This window comes from Klebsiella sp. NPDC088457 (assembly GCF_044900465.1).
In the GTDB taxonomy this organism is placed as follows: Bacteria; Pseudomonadota; Gammaproteobacteria; order Enterobacterales; family Enterobacteriaceae; genus Klebsiella.
In genome coordinates this window covers 57,121-75,486 of the sequence record NZ_JBJDNH010000023.1, presented here as the reverse complement: position 1 = coordinate 75,486, position 18,366 = coordinate 57,121, and the positions used below count along the sequence as shown (strand labels likewise).

17 protein-coding genes and 1 tRNA gene are annotated in these 18,366 nt (G+C 56.2%); 9 read left to right on the top strand and 9 right to left on the bottom strand.

All coding sequences use genetic code 11. From position 1 onward, the window contains the following. Positions 1-933, bottom strand: a complete 933-nt coding sequence (prmB, locus tag ACI2JR_RS16105) for a 50S ribosomal protein L3 N(5)-glutamine methyltransferase (RefSeq protein WP_132725811.1) — start codon at positions 931-933, stop codon at positions 1-3. A 166-nt stretch (positions 934-1,099) separates the two neighbouring features. Between prmB and smrB the strand changes: the two genes are divergently transcribed. Beyond that, the gene (smrB, locus tag ACI2JR_RS16100) at positions 1,100-1,651 is read left to right on the top strand and encodes an endonuclease SmrB (RefSeq protein ID WP_462478970.1); all 552 of its coding nucleotides are present in this window, start codon (positions 1,100-1,102) and stop codon (positions 1,649-1,651) included. Positions 1,652-1,670: 19 nt separating this feature from the next. Here smrB and sixA read toward each other — a convergent pair whose 3' ends face one another. From sixA to ACI2JR_RS16080, 4 genes are all read right to left on the bottom strand, one after another. Next, positions 1,671-2,156 (bottom strand): phosphohistidine phosphatase SixA, encoded by a 486-nt coding sequence (gene sixA, locus ACI2JR_RS16095; protein ID WP_132725817.1) that lies wholly within the window; start codon positions 2,154-2,156, stop codon positions 1,671-1,673. A gap of 209 nt (positions 2,157-2,365) precedes the next feature. Further along, entirely contained in the window at positions 2,366-4,510 is a 2,145-nt protein-coding gene (gene fadJ, locus ACI2JR_RS16090; RefSeq protein ID WP_132725819.1) for a fatty acid oxidation complex subunit alpha FadJ, read from the bottom strand. Next, positions 4,510-5,820, bottom strand: a complete 1,311-nt coding sequence (fadI, locus tag ACI2JR_RS16085; RefSeq protein WP_462478969.1) for an acetyl-CoA C-acyltransferase FadI — start codon at positions 5,818-5,820, stop codon at positions 4,510-4,512. The genes fadJ and fadI overlap by 1 nt, the downstream gene beginning before the upstream one ends. A gap of 158 nt (positions 5,821-5,978) precedes the next feature. Then, positions 5,979-6,263 (bottom strand): YfcZ/YiiS family protein, encoded by a 285-nt coding sequence (locus ACI2JR_RS16080; protein ID WP_132725825.1) that lies wholly within the window; start codon positions 6,261-6,263, stop codon positions 5,979-5,981. Between the two features lie 371 nt (positions 6,264-6,634). Here ACI2JR_RS16080 and fadL point away from each other — a divergent pair, with 371 nt between their 5' ends. Beyond that, entirely contained in the window at positions 6,635-7,957 is a 1,323-nt protein-coding gene (fadL, locus tag ACI2JR_RS16075; protein ID WP_165905630.1) for a long-chain fatty acid transporter FadL, read from the top strand. Positions 7,958-8,018: 61 nt separating this feature from the next. Here fadL and mlaA read toward each other — a convergent pair whose 3' ends face one another. Next, a complete protein-coding gene (mlaA, locus tag ACI2JR_RS16070; protein ID WP_132725831.1) occupies positions 8,019-8,780 on the bottom strand; it encodes a phospholipid-binding lipoprotein MlaA in 762 nt (253 codons plus the stop codon). 270 nt (positions 8,781-9,050) lie between these two features. Here mlaA and ACI2JR_RS16065 point away from each other — a divergent pair, with 270 nt between their 5' ends. Together ACI2JR_RS16065 and ACI2JR_RS16060 are read left to right on the top strand one after the other, a co-directional pair. Continuing rightward, a complete protein-coding gene (locus ACI2JR_RS16065) occupies positions 9,051-9,956 on the top strand; it encodes a formate/nitrite transporter family protein (protein ID WP_132725834.1) in 906 nt (301 codons plus the stop codon). Between the two features lie 74 nt (positions 9,957-10,030). Continuing rightward, positions 10,031-10,105: transfer RNA gene (locus ACI2JR_RS16060), tRNA-Arg, on the top strand. Positions 10,106-10,270: 165 nt separating this feature from the next. Here the strand turns inward: ACI2JR_RS16060 and cynR are convergent. Continuing rightward, on the bottom strand, positions 10,271-11,176 hold the full coding sequence (cynR, locus tag ACI2JR_RS16055; protein WP_132725836.1) for a transcriptional regulator CynR: 906 nt from the start codon (positions 11,174-11,176) through the stop codon (positions 10,271-10,273). A gap of 142 nt (positions 11,177-11,318) precedes the next feature. On the opposite strand from cynR, the gene ACI2JR_RS16050 reads away from it, so the two are divergent. The 3 genes from ACI2JR_RS16050 (at position 11,319) to ypdK (ending at position 13,091) form a co-directional block, all read left to right on the top strand. Then, positions 11,319-11,444, top strand: a complete 126-nt coding sequence (locus ACI2JR_RS16050; RefSeq protein ID WP_462478968.1) for a hypothetical protein — start codon at positions 11,319-11,321, stop codon at positions 11,442-11,444. After that, positions 11,441-12,637: a cyanate transporter gene (locus ACI2JR_RS16045; protein WP_462478967.1), complete on the top strand. Its 1,197-nt coding sequence runs from the start codon at positions 11,441-11,443 to the stop codon at positions 12,635-12,637. The genes ACI2JR_RS16050 and ACI2JR_RS16045 overlap by 4 nt, the downstream gene beginning before the upstream one ends. Positions 12,638-13,019: 382 nt before the next feature. Further along, positions 13,020-13,091, top strand: coding sequence for a membrane protein YpdK (gene ypdK / locus ACI2JR_RS16040; protein WP_099130696.1), 72 nt, complete (start codon positions 13,020-13,022; stop codon positions 13,089-13,091). A gap of 44 nt (positions 13,092-13,135) precedes the next feature. Here ypdK and alaC read toward each other — a convergent pair whose 3' ends face one another. Further along, positions 13,136-14,374, bottom strand: coding sequence for an alanine transaminase (alaC, locus tag ACI2JR_RS16035; RefSeq protein ID WP_132725842.1), 1,239 nt, complete (start codon positions 14,372-14,374; stop codon positions 13,136-13,138). Between the two features lie 399 nt (positions 14,375-14,773). On the opposite strand from alaC, the gene ACI2JR_RS16030 reads away from it, so the two are divergent. Together ACI2JR_RS16030 and ACI2JR_RS16025 are read left to right on the top strand one after the other, a co-directional pair. After that, positions 14,774-16,453: a sensor histidine kinase gene (locus tag ACI2JR_RS16030; protein WP_165905641.1), complete on the top strand. Its 1,680-nt coding sequence runs from the start codon at positions 14,774-14,776 to the stop codon at positions 16,451-16,453. An 11-nt stretch (positions 16,454-16,464) separates the two neighbouring features. Beyond that, positions 16,465-17,208, top strand: coding sequence for a LytR/AlgR family response regulator transcription factor (locus ACI2JR_RS16025; protein WP_132725848.1), 744 nt, complete (start codon positions 16,465-16,467; stop codon positions 17,206-17,208). A gap of 68 nt (positions 17,209-17,276) precedes the next feature. On the opposite strand, the gene glk is transcribed toward ACI2JR_RS16025, so the two are convergent. Then, a complete protein-coding gene (glk, locus tag ACI2JR_RS16020) occupies positions 17,277-18,242 on the bottom strand; it encodes a glucokinase (protein ID WP_462478966.1) in 966 nt (321 codons plus the stop codon). Positions 18,243-18,366: the final 124 nt, after the last annotated feature.

Genomic DNA, 18,366 nt, shown 5'->3' with positions numbered 1-18,366 from the left:
TTAATCTTTATAAATGCCGAAATGCGCGCGGGCGGCGATCAGCTGCGGTTTGGTCAGCATAAAGACGCCATCCCCACCGTTATCAAACTCAAGCCAGGTGAACGGCACGTCCGGATACTGCTCAATCAGATGTACCATGCTGTTACCGACTTCACAAATCAGAATCCCCTCATCGCTGAGATAATCCGGCGCACAGGCCAGGATCCGGCGGGTCAGTTTCAGACCGTCGCTGCCGGAGGCCAGACCCAGGACCGGCTCGTGGCGATATTCGCCCGGCAGATCGGACATGTCTTCCTCGTCGACGTACGGCGGATTGGTGACGATCAGGTCATACTGTACCTTTGGCAGGTCACGGAACAGATCGGAACGAATCGGCGTCACCTGATGAATCAAGCCGTGCGCTTCGACGTTGTGTTCCGCCACGGCCAGCGCGTCAATGGAGATATCCACCGCGTCTACTTCCGCCTCCGGGAAAGACCAGGCGCAGGCGATGGCGATACAGCCGCTGCCGGTGCACATATCCAGGATGTGCCGGGGCTGATGATCAATCAGGCCGGCGAAGCGATTATTGATCAGCTCGCCAATCGGCGAACGCGGCACCAGCACGCGTTCATCAACGTAGAACTCATGGCCGCAGAACCAGGCTTTATTGGTCAGATAGGCAACCGGAATACGTTCGTTGATGCGGCGAATCACGCGCTCAACAATGCGGTGTTTTTCACTGGAGGTCAGCCGTGCGGAGTGCATATCTTCCGGAATATCCAGCGGCAGATACAGCGATGGCAGCACCAGTTGTAGCGCCTCATCCCACGGGTTGTCGGTGCCATGGCCGTACCAGATATTCGCCGCGCTGAAGCGGCTTACCGCCCAGCGCAGCATGTCCTGAATGGTATGCAGCTCATTGACTGCTTCATCAACAAAAATTTTATCCACGCCATCCTCCAGGACACGCTCTACTGTAAATTCGGCGGCTAGTTTGCCACGAAGACGGCGATAAATCAGCATTCTTACGTCAGGGCAGCGGGGAAAAATACGTTTTGCTTGCCCGAATGCAGTCTGGGTCGGGTAAACTAGCGAAAAGAATTAATGAGAGTGGGCAATGAAAAAGAAAACATCGCTAAGCGAGGAAGATCAGGCGCTGTTCCGGCAATTAATGACCGGCACGCGTCAGATTAAGCAAGACACCATCGTTCACCGTCCGCTGCGTAAGAAAATCACCGAGGTAGCGCCAAAGCGCTTGCTTCAGGAGCAAGCTGATAATAGCCACTATTTTTCCGATGAGTTTCAGCCGCTGCTGAATATGGAAGGGTCGGTAAAGTATGTGCGTTCGGACGTCAGCCATTTCGAACTGAAGAAACTGCGTCGTGGCGATTATTCCCCGGAGCTGTTTCTCGATCTGCACGGGTTAACCCAGCAGCAGGCGAAGCAGGAGCTGGGGGCGCTGATCGCCGCCTGCCGTCGCGAACATGTGTTCTGCGCCTGGGTGATGCACGGGCATGGGAAACACATTCTCAAGCAGCAAACGCCGCTTTGGCTGGCGCAACACCCGCATATTATGGCATTTCATCAGGCGCCAAAAGAGTACGGCGGAGACGCCGCACTGCTGGTGCTGATTGAGATTGAGGAGTGGCAACCGCCGGAGCTTCCGTAATACGTCAGCCCCGGAGTCGTCAGATCGCTTTTGCCATCTTCAGGTTGCAGGGGCTCATCTGCCAGTTGAAGGTCCCCTTGCCGTCGGCATCGAGGGTGACACAGGCAATCGCCGAAGTGGTAAACATCGGGGGAGTTTCTCCCGGGCACAGCTCTGAGACAAGGTACCCCACCAGCGGCAGGTGTGAAACGACCAGCGCCGTCGCAATACCTTCATTTGCCAGCGCCTGCAGATAGGCGCTGACCAGACCAACATCGCCGCACGGCGTGAGCTCCGGCATCACGTCGACATCTTTTGGCAGGTTCATGCATTCTCTTACCACATCCAGCGTCTGTTCAGCACGCAGGTAAGGACTCACCAGAACCCGTTCAATATCCACTTTTTGACCTTTCAGCCAGGTTGCCATCTGACGGGACTCGTCACAACCGCATACGGTTAATGGACGAACCGAGTCACTGGCTGCATCGAGGGCAGCGTCGCCGTGACGCATGATAAAAACTTGCATATTGCACCGCTTTTGTTAACCAGAAGCACCGCAGTCTTACCTGCATAGATAGCACGCATTCGACCCGGTGGCCGGGCATTGTGCCTGATCCATCCAACGAATGAAACGCTGTTTTTTACCTCAATGGCGTAAGTATAGTCAATGATTGTTTACAAAACAGCCAACCAGCAGCGTCATTCATCGCCGGATTTATCTTCTTTGACCAGAACTTAGGTCATCCGTTCATCGGTGGGCCAAAAGGTTGCCCCCTGCCCGGCCATGCGCAATAAATTTTCACATGGGGTAAACCGTGGGCCGTACTGAGCGGCCAGACGTTGCAAAATAGCAACCACTTCACCCGCCCCCAGCTTATCCATATAGCGGAACGGGCCGCCAAGAAACGGCGGAAAGCCAATGCCGAACACCGCGCCGATGTCGCCATCGCGGGCGCTGCGAATCACCTGCTCATCAAAGCAACGCGCCGCTTCGTTAAGCATCATCATTACGCAACGCTCGGCGATCTGCTGAGCGGATAAGCGCGCCTGCGGGGCAGAAACGCCCAGCAGCGCATACACGGTCGCATCAGGTCGTTTTTTGCTTGTACGCCCTTTTGTCTCATAAAGATAGAAACCGCGGCTATTTTTTCTGCCTTTGCGATCGTCATTCAAGATCGCATTAATGATATTTGCCGGTGGGCTAAAACGTTCTCCCCACGCCGCCTCCAGCACCGGGATAATTTTGGTTCCGGTATCAATACCGACCTCATCCAGCAATTGGATAGGCCCCACCGGAAAACCAAATTTCACCAATGAGTTATCGATGTGTTCAATCGGCTCGCCTTCCACCAGTAAGCGCATCGCCTCATTGATGTAGGGCGCCAGAATACGGTTCACGTAAAAGCCCGCTTTGTCGGCTACCACGATTGGCGTTTTGCCCTGCATTTTGGCCAGCTTTACCACCGTCGCAATCGTTTGTGGGGCGGTGTGCAGGTGCGGAATTACCTCTACCAGCGGCATTTTCTCCACCGGACTGAAGAAATGCAGGCCAATGACCCGTTCGGGCCTGTCGGCCTGCGCCGCGATCTCGCCGATCGGCAACGATGAGGTATTGGAGGCAAAGATCGTCTGCGGGCTACAGTGCTGTTCAATTTCGGCGACCATCCGCTGTTTGAGCGCTAAATCCTCAAATACAGCCTCGATCACCACATCACGATGGGCAAAACCTTGATAATCGGTGCCGCCGGAAATCAGCGCCAGCTGGCGGTCCCGCTCGCTGGCGCGCAGATGGCGACGACGAACCTGCTTGTCCAGCAGCTCCCAGCTGTATTTCAGCGCGTGGTTGATGCCACGCGCCTGAATATCTTTGATACGCACCGGCAGCCCGCCTTTACAGGCGGTCACGTAAGCGATTCCACCGCCCATCAGGCCGCCCCCCAGGATACCTACGCTGTGCAGCGGCCCGGATTGCGCATCGGCGCCGCGATCTTTTTTCAGATCGGTACTGGCGAAGAAGATGGCGCGTAGCGCCTGAGACTGCGGCGTCATCGCCAGTTCGCCAAAGGCGCGCGCCTCCTCGGCGTAGCCGCTGCTGCAGCCGTGCGCCAGCCCGTTTTCAATGACCTGCAGGATCCGTTCGGCGGCGGGATAGTTGCCGTGGGTTTTCTGCCGCGTCTTTTTCCCCACCAGCCTGAACAACAGACTGCGGCCCAGCGGCCCGGCCAGCACCCGCTCGCGTACGGGCATATTGCGGCTCGTCGGACGCCCCTTCAGCGCCATCTCCACCGCCGTCTGCAGCAGAATGGAACGGGGGACCACATCATCCACCAGCCCCGCTTTTAATGCCTGGCGCGCACGAAGCTGCTTGCCGGTCAGAATCATGTCCAGCGCGCTGCTGACGCCAATCAGCCGCGGGAGCCGCTGGGTTCCGCCGGAGCCCGGCAGCAGGCCCAGCTGTACCTCCGGCAGACCCAGCCGCGTTTTATCATCATCGCTGCATACCCGTCCATGACAGGCCAGCGCCAGTTCCAGGCCGCCGCCCAGACAAGCGCCGTGGATGGCGGCAATCACCGGGATCGTTAGCCCATGGATCTCCGCCATAATCTGTTGCCCCTGACGGGCCAGGGCTTCAGCTTCCTGGGCGCTGGTACAGCGGGCAATCATGTTGATATCCGCGCCGGCGATAAAATTATCCGGCTTAGCGGATATCAGCACCACGCCGCGTAAGGATTTATTGTCACGAATCTGGCGCACGATCGCCCGTATCTGGCTGCCAAATTCGGCTTTCAGGGTATTCATTTTTTCGCCTGGCGTATCAAGGGTGATGACCGCGACGTTGTCCGGGCGAATATCAAGGGTAAATGCCGATGCCGTTGCCATTATTCGACCTCCAGAATCATCGCCGCGCCTAACCCACCCGCCGCGCAGGCGGTGACCAGACCAAACCCGCCGCCTCTGCGCCGCAGTTCATGTAGCGTTTGGGTGATCATCCTCGCGCCGGTGGCGGCAAACGGGTGACCATAGGCAATTGACCCGCCGAGGACGTTGAATTTACTGTCATCCACTTCTCCGGTCGCCTGCGCGCGGCCAAGCACTTCGCGCGCAAAGCGGTCGCTGGCCAGACACTGCAGATTGGCCAGCGTTTGCGCGGCAAACGCCTCATGCATGTCGATAAGGGTTAAGTCCGCCAGCGTTAGCCCCGCCCTTTCCAGCGCCAGCGGCGTCGACCACGCGGGGCCCAGCAGCATGTCCTGGCGAACATCAATGGCGGTAAACGCATAGCTGCGCAGATAGCCTAGCGGGGTTAACCCCAGCTCTTTCGCGCGGGACTCAGTCATCATGATGACCGCCGCCGCGCCGTCGGTTAACGGCGTACTGTTGGCCGCGGTGACCGTCCCGTGCTTACGGTTGAAGGCCGGGCGTAACTTTTGGTAATCTGCGAGCGTTGAATTCTTACGAATATTGTTGTCGCTTTCCAGCGGCTCACGAAACGGCGGGGCGTAGGCGGTCATCACCTCTGCCGCCAGCTTGCCCTCTTCCCAGGCTTTGGCCGCCAGCTGGTGCGAACGGAGCGCCAGCGCATCCTGCTGCTCGCGGGTGATCCCCCAGCTTTTCGCCATCTGTTCTGCGGTATCGCCCATGCGCAACCCGGTGGAATACTCCGCTACCGCAGGCGGTACGGGTAAAAGATCGCGAAAACGCAGGCGAGAAAACAGCTTCAGCCGCTGGCCGAGGGTTCGCGCCTTATTGGCATCCACCAGGGTGCGGGCCAGCTTTTTACTCACGCCGATAGGCAGTACGGAGGAAGAGTCAGCTCCGCCGGCAATACCCGCGCGGATGGTCCCGGCCATCAGGCTTTCGGCAACGTTAGCCACCGCCTGGAAACTGGTGGCGCAGGCGCGGCTGACGCTGTAGGCATCGGTATGGACGCTCATCCCGGTGCCCAGGACGATTTCGCGAGCGATATTCGGCGCTTCCGGCATCTGCACCACCTGGCCAAAGACCAGCTGTTCAATCATTTCCGGGGGGATATCGCTACGAGCCAGCATTTCGCTGATGACCATTTTTCCCAGATCGATGGCGGGAACGCCGTGAAATACCGTTGCCTGACGGGCAAACGGGGTACGTAAACCGCTGACAATGGCAATGCGATCGCCCTGACGGGTGACAAGCGGTAATGCCTGACTCATAACTTTCCCCTGTTAACCGATAAACCCAAGTGGTCTGACCTGATAACAGTTTTAACTAATTTATTACATTAAGCCAATCGGCGAAGGAAAAAAGTGGGAGCCAAAACACATTGAAAAGAGAAGATAACGCCCCTGCGGGGAGGGGCGTCGGGGAGGAATTAGCGTAAGCCGAGCTGGAAAATCAGCGTTTCTGCTTCGCAGCAGAAGACAAAGTCGATATCCATCTGTACGCCGCCCTCAACGTCGGTAAAGGTCGGGGTAATTTTACACGGTTCAGATTCCACGCCACGGGCTCTTTCCGACAACGCGGCAAGGGTTTGTTCCGCTTCGGCGCGGTTGGCGAAAACGCGGCTGTAAGAGGCGGTGCAATCGGTGTTGTCCATAATGGTGCCAACGTCCATACAGCAGCAAACCGGGGTTTCATCTGCACTAACTTTACTCATCGTAGATTTCCTCTGTATATGCACGCAAGGTGCCAGACAAATAATGGGGTTATTTTACGCCCGACGCCTGCCCGCCTCCAGTTGTTAATCGCCACACGCCGTCTAAGTGACCGAAATCACACTTAAAAATGATCCAAAACAAAAAACGCCCGGTTTTGTCCCCCCTGACGATCGCAATTTTGCCAGCTGGATCGCTTTTTTCGTATCACAAATGAAAAATCTCATAAACAAACTTGCAACATCTCATCTGGTCAGACCTATACTCAGCGCACTGGTCTGATTTCTATGTCGTAAAGCAGACCCTACACTTCGCGCTTCTGTTACGGCATGTAACATAGTTTAAATAAAAATAACTCAATGAGGTTATGGGCATGAGCCAGAAAACCCGCTTTACCCAATCTGCCCTCGCAGTGGCTGTAGCACTTGTTTCCACCCAGGCCTGGTCAGCAGGCTTTCAGTTAAATGAATTCTCTTCATCAGGTCTGGGCCGCGCCTATTCCGGTGAAGGCGCAATTGCTGACGATGCGGGCAACGCCAGCCGTAACCCGGCATTGATTATGATGTTCGATCGCCCGACGATGTCTATGGGCGCCGTGTTTGTCGATCCTGACGTCAATATTTCCGGCCGCTCGCCAACGGGCAAAAGCCTGAACTCCGATAATATTGCGCCGACCGCGTGGGTCCCTAACTTCCACTTTGTGTCGCCGATTAACGATCGGTTTGGTTGGGGGGCGTCCATTACCTCTAACTACGGGCTGGCCACCGAGTATAACGACGATTATGCCGCTGGCAGCATGGGCGGAAAAACCGATTTAACCACCGCGAACTTCAACCTGAGCGGTGCCTATCGTCTGAACAACCACTGGAGCTTTGGCTTAGGGTTCGATGCGGTCTATGCGAAAGCGAAGATCGAACGTTACGCGGGTGACCTGGGGCAAATCGTTGCCGGTTCTGGCGCCCTGCCGCCGCAGCTGGCGGGTCCGGTATCGCAAATCCCGGCGGATACGCAGATTGCACACCTGAACGGTAACGCCTGGGGCTTCGGCTGGAACGCCGGTATTCTGTATGAAGTCGACCAGAACAACCGCTATGGCTTCACCTATCGTTCAGAAGTGAAAATCGACTTTGATGGCAACTACAAGAGCAGCCTGCCGTCAGCCTATAACCAAATCCTCGGTAATTTCGGCCTGCCGGCGGGGACCAACGGCCAGACTACCAACGGCTCTCTGACGCTGAACCTGCCAGAAATGTGGGAGTTTTCAGGTTACAACCGCGTCGCGCCACAATGGGCCGTGCACTATAGCCTTGCTTATACCAGCTGGAGCCAGTTCCAGGAGCTGAAAGCGACCGGCAGCAACGGCCAAACCCTGTTCTATAAAGACGAGAGCTTTAAGGACGCCTACCGCATCGCGCTGGGTACCACCTATTACTATGACGATAACTGGACCTTCCGTACCGGTATCGCCTTCGATGATAGCCCGGTACCTGCAGGCACCCGATCCATTTCCATCCCGGATCAGGACCGCCTGTGGCTGAGCGCGGGTACCACCTACGCCTTCAATAAAGATGCATCCGTAGACGTTGGCGTATCCTACATGCATGGCCAGCACGTAGAAATCAAAGAAGGTCCTTACACCTTCCGTTCCGAAGGCAAAGCCTGGCTGTACGGCGCGAACTTCAACTACCGCTTCTGATAAGCTACCGGCACAAAAAAGGGTGAACATCACGTTCACCCTTTTTATTTATATCAACCGATTACTGCGAGTCGATATCTTGCAGATCGCCCTGAATCGCCTGAGCGTTCGGGTTATCTGCCGGCGTAAGCTTACCGCCATTGGCGATAAAGTCATGGCGCTGGAAGTAGGCTTCACGCACCAGGATATACGGATCTGAGGACTGGCGCAGCAGGCCATCGGAATCCAGCAGCTGGGCGCGGGTCTCCACCCCTTCAACCGCCCATTTACCGATCGACATCGGCCAGGTCAGCCAGGAGAGCACCGGATACAGCCCATCGGCCATATCACCGCCTTCATCACGCAGCGTAAAGCTACCGTAGAACGGCAGCTGCACATACGGGCCATAGCCAACGCCATAGTGGCCCAGAGTGCTACCAAAGCGATGCGGTTCGACGCGCTGCAGCTGCGGATTCGCCATCCCGGCGACGTCAATCAGGCCGCCCATCCCGAGGATGGTATTGAGGAAAAAGCGGGTAAAGTGGATCATACCTTTATAGGGATCGCCCTGCAGGAAGTAGTTTGCCATCACCGCCGGTTCTTCAAGGTTGCTGGTAAAGTTACTCAGCCCGTTACGCGCCGGCTGCGGGACATAGTCACGCCATGCCACGGCTACCGGACGCAGAACGTACGGATCCACCACGTTAAAGTTGAAGTTGAACATCGTACGGTTAAACCCTTCAAGCGGGTCTGAACGCCCCTGCGGCGAATCGTCAGGGCTGGAACTGGCACATCCCACCAGCAGTGTGGCGCCGAGCGCAAGCGCCGACAGGCGATAATTCATAGGTGTGTCTCCCTGTTAATTTTGGCTATCGCTGTGGGTCATCCGGGGACTACAGCCTCCATGAAGATATCGCCCGAAGCAGGTGCACTCTGGTGCCTGCTTTCAGCATAGCCCTCTTTGGTATAAGTATTGCGTCCTGATTCTATACATATTTTGCAATATCCGTATTGCTAATCTTGCCATTGTGAAAAATTTAGCAGGTTATCCCGGGCCAGACGGGGGAAATCTCTCTACGCTTATGAGAAGGAAAAATTGCACAGGGGAAACGGCATGACCTCAGATCCAAAACCTCACGACCGCCCGCATCACGATGAGATGGAAGTCGAAAGCGAAGAAAAGCAGGACGGCGAACAGATCGAAGTCAACGAGGAGCGTCTGCCCTCACGTGCGATGGCGACCCATGAAGAGATCCGCCAGGAGGGAGAGAAGGAGCTGGAACGCGATGCCCTCGCCCTGCTGTGGTCTGCGGTGGCTGCTGGCCTGTCGATGGGGGCTTCGCTGGTGGCCAAAGGGATTTTTCATGTCCATCTGAGCGAACTTCCCGGCGGTTTTTTGCTGGAAAATCTGGGGTATACCTTCGGGTTTGTTATCGTCATCATGGCCCGCCAGCAGCTGTTTACCGAGAATACCGTGACGGCGGTGTTGCCGATCATGCATAAGCCGACGCCCGGCAATATTGGCCTCTTATTACGGCTGTGGGGCCTTGTTCTGTCGGGTAACCTGATCGGCACCGCCATTGCGGCGTGGGCCTTTACTATTATGCCCATTTTTGACGACGCCACCCGCGGCGCTTTTCAGGAGATCAGTTTAAAGGTGATGGCGAATACGCCGACCGAAATGTTCGCTAACGCGATTATCTCCGGCTGGCTGGTGGCGACCATGGTCTGGATGTTTCCCGCCGCGGGCGCGGCAAAAATCGTGGTGATCATAATGATGACCTGGCTGATCGCCCTTGCCGATACCACCCACATTGTGGTCGGCAGCGTCGAGATTTTTTACCTGGTGTTCAACGGTGCGCTACCGTGGCAGGATTTCATCTGGCCCTTTGCGCTGCCCACCCTGGCCGGCAACATCTGCGGCGGAACCTTTATTTTTGCGCTGCTCAGCCACGCGCAGATTCGTAATGACATGAGCACCGAGAAAAAAGCGCAGCGCAAGGCTAAAAAACACCCTTAAGTGGCGACAGTTTAAGCAGTCAAGCTATAGATGCTTAACCTGCAAGGAAAAAAACGCTATACTCCCGCCGCTTCGTCCCCTTAGTTAAATGGATATAACGAGCCCCTCCTAAGGGCTAGTTGCAGGTTCGATTCCTGCAGGGGACACCATTACCCTTCCTCGCCTGTTTCCCCCATCGCCTTGAGATACCGTTTCCGTACCCGGAGATGTCCTCTCTCTCTCAGCTTATTCACCTCACCGCCTATCCCCCCGACATTTTGCCCCTCAAGGGATATCCGGATGGAAGGGTACCGACACGCACAGGTGGACGAGCGCTACGGGCATTCACTCTTCTCAACATTGAGACCTGCGGCCACATGGCAAGCCATTGCGCGAAATTCACGCGCGGCGACGCTTTGCCAGGCATCCTTATGCTGTAACAGACAGGCGGTTCTCTCCAGCAGCGACGGCATAAGCTCCACCGCCACCAGATCGTCACGCTCGCGCACGATAGCGGCCGGTAACAGCGTCGAGAGCATCGTACTTTGAATAACGGTCAGTATCGCGCTGATGGAGTTGGCTTCCATCTGTACCTTCGGCTGAATATCATGCCGCCGACAGTTGCGATCGATTTGATCGCGGGTGGCAAACTCCGCGCTCAATAAGATCAGCGGGGTCTGATTGAGAACCTCCAGCGTTATCCGGCGCTGCGTCGCTAACGGATGGTGACGGCCCACCACCAGCGCCAGGGTTTCGGTCAGTAAAGGCAAGGTCTCGATATCCCGCGAGCCGCTGTCGTCAAAGGCAATCCCGAGATCCAGCTCGTCGTTGAGTAACAGTGCTTCCATCTGGTCCTGGGTCATTTCACGCATGCTCAACGTAATGTTGGGATAGCGCTGATAGAAGGAAGCCACCAGCGGTCCCATAAAATAGGAGGTAAACGTCGGCGTCATTGCAACCCGCAGCGTGCCTCGCTGTAAGTCATCAACGTCATGAAGCGCCCGCCGACCTTCAGCCAAATCCCGCAGCACCCGGCGGGCATAGATCAGCCAGACCTCACCAGCATCCGTCAGGCGGGTAGTGCGCCCGCTTCGGTCAAAAAGCTGAACGCCCAGGGTCTCTTCAAGCTGGCGAATCTGTTGTGATAATGCCGGCTGTGAGACATGCAGCGCCGTCGCGGCCCGGGTAAAGCCGCGATGTTCGGCAACGGCCAGAAAACAGGTGAGATGACGTAGCAGCATCGGATTACCTATAAGTAAAACAAATAGAGTTAATCATAAATAATTCTTTTCCCTTATGGAATAAGCTACGTACCCTATCCGCATATGCAAAGGCAATGCTGCCTTGCCACCCCCGAACCCGCATCGATATTCAGGAGTCCGTATGTCCGTCCACGATAACGACCTGCAGCACGCCATTGCGCGGATAAAACAGCCGTTCACCGTACTCTACTGCCCGCAGCCCGACAGGCCTGCGCTTTATCAACCCTGGGTGGATAAGCAGAAATGAGCCCGACCCCGCGCAACCCTCTGATGCTCCTCGTACTGGTGCTGATTGGCCTCAATATGCGCCCGCTGCTGACCTCCATCGGCCCGCTGCTTCCCCAGCTACAGCAGGCAAGCGGGATGGGCTTTACCCTCGTTTCGTTGCTCACCGCGATCCCGGTCATCGCCATGGGCGCGCTGGCGCTGGCGAGTCCGTGGCTTGACCGCCATATCAGCGCAGGCCGCGGAATCGCGCTGAGCCTGTTGTTGATTGCCGCAGGCGCCCTGCTGCGCGAATTAGCCCCACGCAGCGGGCTGCTGCTCAGTAGCGCCCTGCTCGGCGGCGTCGGTATAGGTATTATTCAGGCGACGATCCCGGCACTCATTAAACGCCAGTTTTATCAGCGGACGCCTCAGGTGATGGGGCTGTGGTCTGCCGCACTGATGGGTGGCGGCGGTCTGGGGGCGGCATTAACGCCATGGCTGGCGCAACGCAGCGCCGTCTGGCATCAGGCGCTTGCCTGGTGGACACTGCCCGCGGTCGCCGCCCTCTTCGGCTGGTGGCTCGTCAACCGCACACGGTCTGGCAGGACGCCGCCGGCCGCAGCCGCAATACCGCTTCCGCTCTTTCGCCGCCGCCGCGCCTGGACGCTCGGACTCTACTTTGGCCTGATTAACGGCGGCTACGCCAGTTTAATCGCCTGGCTGCCGCCTTATTACATGCAGTTGGGCTATAGCGCCCAGTTTAGCGGTACCCTGCTGGCAATGATGACCGTCGGCCAGACGGCAGGCGCGCTGCTGATACCGATGCTCGCCCGGCATGACGATCGGCGCCAGCTGCTGATGCTGACGTTACTGCTGCAGCTCATTGGTTTCTGCGGCTTTCTCTGGCTGCCGCTGCAGGCGCCGCTGCTCTGGGCGGTGGGCTGCGGTATTGGTTTAGGCGGCGCATTTCCCCTCTGCCTGGTGCTGGCGCTCGACCACTCGCCGCAGCCCGCGGTGGCAGGCCGACTGGTGGCCTTTATGCAGGGCATTGGCTTTATCGTGGCCGGCGCCTCTCCGTGGCTGTCGGGCCTGCTACGCAGCCTGAGCGGCGGTTATTTGCTGGACTGGGCGTTTCACGCCCTCTGCGTCGTCGTACTGATGGGGATGACCCTGCGTTTCGTTCCCGCCCACTATCCGCGGGAATGGCGAAAAGCGCAGCCGACTGTCGATTAAACGTTTCCTGGCGGCGCCGGAAGTCCGTTTCCGCGTCGCAGACCCGCCCGCTCGCAAGAGAAAAAATCCCAAAATCAAACAGCTATATCTCAGCAGTTGCTCGGCGCTGGCAGCCGTCGCCGGAATGGATTTTATTACCGAATGAAATTAATGTGTCGCCGAATCACGACACTCGTAAGTAACTAAAAATTAATAAAAAAACGCCTCTTGTTTCCCTCATTTTTTAGGCGTACATTAGCGCCATCTGGAGCAGTTAGCGCACAGAATTTCGAGCTGCCGCAGCCGCCAGAATGTTCTGGTTTTTACTGCGACAGATCAGAGTCAACAATAATGAAGATTAAATTCATTTAGGCGTTTCGCCGAGAACGCGGAGTGATGAGTCGTGAAATACTTTATTATGGGCGTATCTTTTATGGTCATCGTATGGGCCGGTACTTTTGCCCTGATGATCTAAACCATACCAGCGTCAAAGAAAAGGGAGCCAGCGGCTCCCTTTTTTTATTCCTGGCTTTCGCCAGCAGACCTGGCAGAGGGGGGAAGCAGTCCGTCAGCACGGAACATCGACTTGATCCCGCGAATGGCCTGCCGGATACGATCGCGGTTTTCGATTAAGGCAAAGCGCACGTGAGTGTCGCCATAATCGCCGAAGCCGATACCTGGCGAAACGCAGACCTTCGCATCCTGCAGCAGCTTTTTCGCAAACTCCAGCGAGCCCAGCGCCGCATATTGTTCAGGAATTTTCGCCCACACGTACATGGACGCTTTCGGACACTCCACCATCCAGCCCGCTTCGTGTAGCCCTTTAACCAGCACATCGCGGCGGCGCTTATACTGCTCAGCGATATCGCGTACGCACTGCTGATCGCCTTCCAGCGCAGCGATAGCCGCAACCTGCAACGGTGTGAAAGTCCCGTAATCGTGATAGCTTTTAATCCGCGCCAGCGCGTTGACCAGCGTTTTATTGCCGACCATAAAGCCAATACGCCAGCCGGCCATGTTATAGCTCTTGGACAGCGTAAAAAATTCTACCGCCACATCGCGCGCGCCGGGGACTTCCATGATCGACGGCGCTTTCCAGCCATCATAGACGATGTCGGCATAGGCCAGATCGTGGACCACCAGCACATCGTAACGCTTCGCCAGGGCGACCACTTTCTCAAAGAATTCCAGTTCGACGCACTGCGCGGTCGGGTTGGAAGGGAAACCGAGGATCATCATTTTGGGTTTCGGGTAGCTTTCGCGAATCGCACGCTCCAGCTCGTTGAAAAAATCAACGCCTTCGACCAGCGGTACCGAACGTACCTGGGCGCCGGCAATCACCGCGCCGTAAATATGAATCGGGTAGCTGGGATTCGGCACCAGCACCGTGTCGCCATGATCCAGCGTCGCCAGCATCAGATGCGCCAGCCCCTCTTTCGAGCCGATGGTGACGATCGCTTCCGATTCCGGATCGATGTCGACGTTATAGCGATCCTGATACCAGCGCGAAATCGCGCGGCGCAGACGAGGAATGCCGCGGGATGTGGAGTAGCCGTGCGTATCCGGCCGCTGGGCAACGGTACATAATTTTTCCACGATATGCGGCGGGGTCGCGCCGTCGGGGTTACCCATGCTGAAATCGATAATATCTTCGCCGCGCCGACGCGCAGCCATTTTCAGTTCAGCGGTAATGTTAAAAACGTACGGGGGAAGACGATCGATACGCGTGAAGCGGCGTTCAGGACTGGATTCAGTCATAGATTCCTCGGATTAACGTGAGCGCCCGGACCGTCCGAGCGACGCTGTCGCCTTTGCGACATGTTGAGAAAATAACCCGAAAAAATTGATGCTGTCGAGAGGGGAAGAAAAAAATAATCTCTGGCGAAAAAAACGGGCATCGGTTCCATTAAATACGGTAACAAAGGTCCCTGATTTAGCGGCGGCGAAAATTGAATGCAACCTATTAATATCTATTGGTTTACCTGATGTTATCATGTTGCCGAAGAGCATCGCGGCTGCTCTTACCGCGCCGAAAATCCCCTTTTTTTAGTGTGGCTGTTCCCTGTTTATCGCTTCGGCTGGCCTTCTGCCGCCAGGTTTTTTATCATAGCGCTTTCCCGCGACAGACACGGCGCACCCATGCACGAAATATTCACTATGCTGCTGGCGGTTTTTGACCGCGCGGCGCTCATGTTGATTTGCCTTTTTTTCCTGATCCGCCTGCGCCTGTTCCGCGAACTCCTGCATAAATCGGCGCACACGCCGAAAGAGCTGCTGGCCGTCACCGCCATCTTTTCGATGTTTGCCCTGTTCAGCACCTGGTCCGGCGTACCGGTTGAAGGTTCGCTGGTCAACGTCCGTATTATTGCGGTGATGTCCGGCGGGATCCTGTTTGGCCCGTGGGTCGGGGCCATCGTTGGCGTCATTGCCGGCGTGCACCGTTATCTTATCGATATCGACGGCGTGACCGCCGTGCCCTGCTTTATCACCAGCATCGTCGCCGGGCTCTTGTCCGGGTTGATTAACCGCAAAGTCCCGAAAGCCCAGCGCTGGAAAGTCGGGATCCTCGCCGGTATGGTTTGCGAAACGCTGACCATGATCCTCGTGATCCTGTGGGCGCCTTCGTGGTCGCTGGGCGTGGATATTGTCTCCAAAATCGGTATTCCGATGATCCTTGGCAGCATCTGTATCGGGTTTATCGTCCTGCTGGTGCAGAGCGTCGAGGGGGAAAAAGAGGCCAGCGCCGCGCGCCAGGCAAAACTGGCGCTGGATATCGCCAATAAAACGCTACCGCTGTTCCGCCACGTAAATAGTGAATCCCTGCGCCAGGTTTGCGACATCATCCGCCGGGATATCAACGCCGATGCGGTGGCCATTACCACCACCGACCGGGTACTGGCCTATGTCGGCTTTGGCGAAAGCAACTATCACGACCATGACAACAGCATCAGCCCCACCACCCGCCTGGCGATAGAAAGCGGGAAAATCATCATTAAAAATAATGATGAGGCTTACAGAACCCCGGAAATACACTCGATGCTGGTGATCCCGCTGCGCGAGAAAGGCGTCGTCACCGGCACGCTGAAAATTTACTACTGTCACGCCCACCGCATCACCTCATCCCTGCAGGAGATGGCGGTTGGACTGTCGCAAATCATCTCCACTCAGCTGGAGGTGTCGCGGGCGGAACAGCTGCGGGAAATGGCTAACAAGGCGGAACTGCGCGCCTTGCAAAGTAAAATCAACCCCCATTTTCTGTTTAACGCGCTTAATGCGATTTCATCCTCAATTCGTATGAACCCGGACACCGCCCGTCAGCTCATTTTTAATTTATCGCGTTATCTGCGCTATAACATTGAATTAAAAGATGACGAGCAGATTGATATCAAAAGGGAGCTGTACCAGATTAAGGATTATATTGCCATCGAGCAGGCGCGCTTCGGCGATAAGCTGACCGTTATCTACGATATTGATGATGAAGTCAGCTGCGTGATACCCAGCCTGCTGATCCAGCCGCTGGTGGAAAATGCCATCGTCCACGGCATCCAGCCCTGCAAGGGGAAAGGCGTGGTGACCATCGGCATCAATGAGTGCGGCAATCGGGTACGGATTAGCGTTCGCGATACCGGCAATGGGATCGATCCTGCGGTGGTCGCGCGGGTGGAAGCCGATGAAATGCCGGGCAATAAAATCGGCCTGCTCAACGTCCATCATCGGGTCAAACTGCTGTATGGCGAAGGGCTGCATATCCGCCGCATGACCCCCGGGACGGAAATTGCCTTCTACGTGCCAAACAAGCTCGTATCCCAGACCACGCCGGTGTCTCTGTTGCCATGAGCGGAGAAAAAATGAAAGTCATCATTGTTGAAGATGAGTTCCTGGCGCAACAGGAGCTCACCTGGTTGATTAACACCCACAGCCAGATGGAGATTGTCGGCACCTTTGACGACGGGCTGGACGTGCTGAAATTTCTGCAGCACAACAAGGTCGATGCCATTTTTCTCGACATCAATATCCCCTCGCTCGACGGCGTCCTGCTGGCGCAGAACATCAGTCAGTTCGCGCATAAACCGTTTATTGTGTTTATCACCGCCTGGAAAGAGCATGCGGTGGAAGCCTTTGAACTGGAGGCGTTCGACTACATTCTCAAGCCGTATCAGGAGTCGCGGATCGTGAATATGCTGCAAAAGCTGGCCAGCGCCTGGCAGCAACAGCAGCAGATAGAGAGCCATGCCGGCGTCGTCGCCAACCCGCAGCGCGAAAATGACACCATCAATCTGATTAAAGATGAGCGGATTATCGTCACCAGCATTCACGATATTTACTACGCGGAGGCGCACGAAAAAATGACCTTCGTCTATACCCGCCGGGAATCGTTCGTAATGCCGATGAACATTACGGAGTTTTGCGGCAAGCTGCCAACCGCGCACTTCTTCCGCTGCCACCGTTCCTACTGCGTCAATCTGAATAAAATCCGCGAAATTGAACCGTGGTTCAACAACACCTATATCCTGCGCTTACGCGATCTGGAATTTCAGGTCCCGGTCAGCCGCAGCAAGGTCAAAGAGTTTCGCCAGTTAATGCATTTGTAGCGGGGAAAGGAGCAGGATGGCAGCCCGCCCGGGCGTGGCAACGCCGGTACGGGCTGGCTGGCTGAGTCTCAGAGAATCTGACCCAGGGTCTGACGCAGATGCGCCCCGGCCCCCAACAGCCCCGGGTTGTCGTGGACGATCAGGTATACCGGGATATCCTGAACGAAGGCTTTAAATCGCCCTTTGTCTTCAAAACCGCCGCGGAAGCCGGAGGATTTAAAGAACTCCAGGAAGCGCGGTACAATGCCGCCCGCAATATACACGCCGCCGAAGGTGGCCAACGTCAACGCCAGGTTGCCGCCAAAGCGCCCCATAATCACGCAGAACAGCGACAGCGCGCGACGACAGTCGATACAGCTATCCGCCAGCGCGCGTTCGGTCACATCTTTCGGCTGGAGATTTTCCGGCAGACGGCCGTCAGATTTCACAATCGCCCGATAAAGATTCACCAGACCCGGGCCGGACAATACGCGTTCGGCAGAGACGTGGCCCAGTTCGGCGCGCAGCTCTTCGAGGATAAGGCCCTCTTCTTCGCTGTTTGGCGCGAAGTCAACGTGGCCGCCCTCGCCCGGCAGGCTTACCCAGCGTTTATCGACGTGCACCAGATGTGCGACGCCGAGACCGGTTCCCGCGCCGTAGACGGCGATAGGTTTCCCCTCCACCGGCGCCGTACCGCCAAACTGAATCAGATGTTCAGCTTTCAGCATCGGGATCGCCATCGATACCGCGGTAAAATCGTTGATGATTTCCAGATGGGAGAACCCGAGGTTCTTTTGCATTTCAGCGATGGAAAAGGCCCAGGTATGGTTCGTCATCGTCACCCGGTCACCGGTAATCGGACAGGCAATCGCGATGCAGCCGTCTTCAACCTCGACGTTCTGCTCTTGCAAATAGACGCGAACAACGGCTTCAAGACTGGGATAATCGAGCCCGGAATAGGTTCTTGCCCGCGAAATCTCCCCGCTTGCCATATCACATAATGCCAGTCGGGCATTGGTTCCGCCGACGTCTCCTACTAAAGCAAATTTTGTCATTCCGTTACGGCTCCACTAAAGTCAAAATGATTCTTTGGCACACTGTAAATTCATGATGCCTTAACAACAACGACCAACGCACAAGCGCCCACAGTTTAGCGATCTATGTCACATTTAGGTTGTA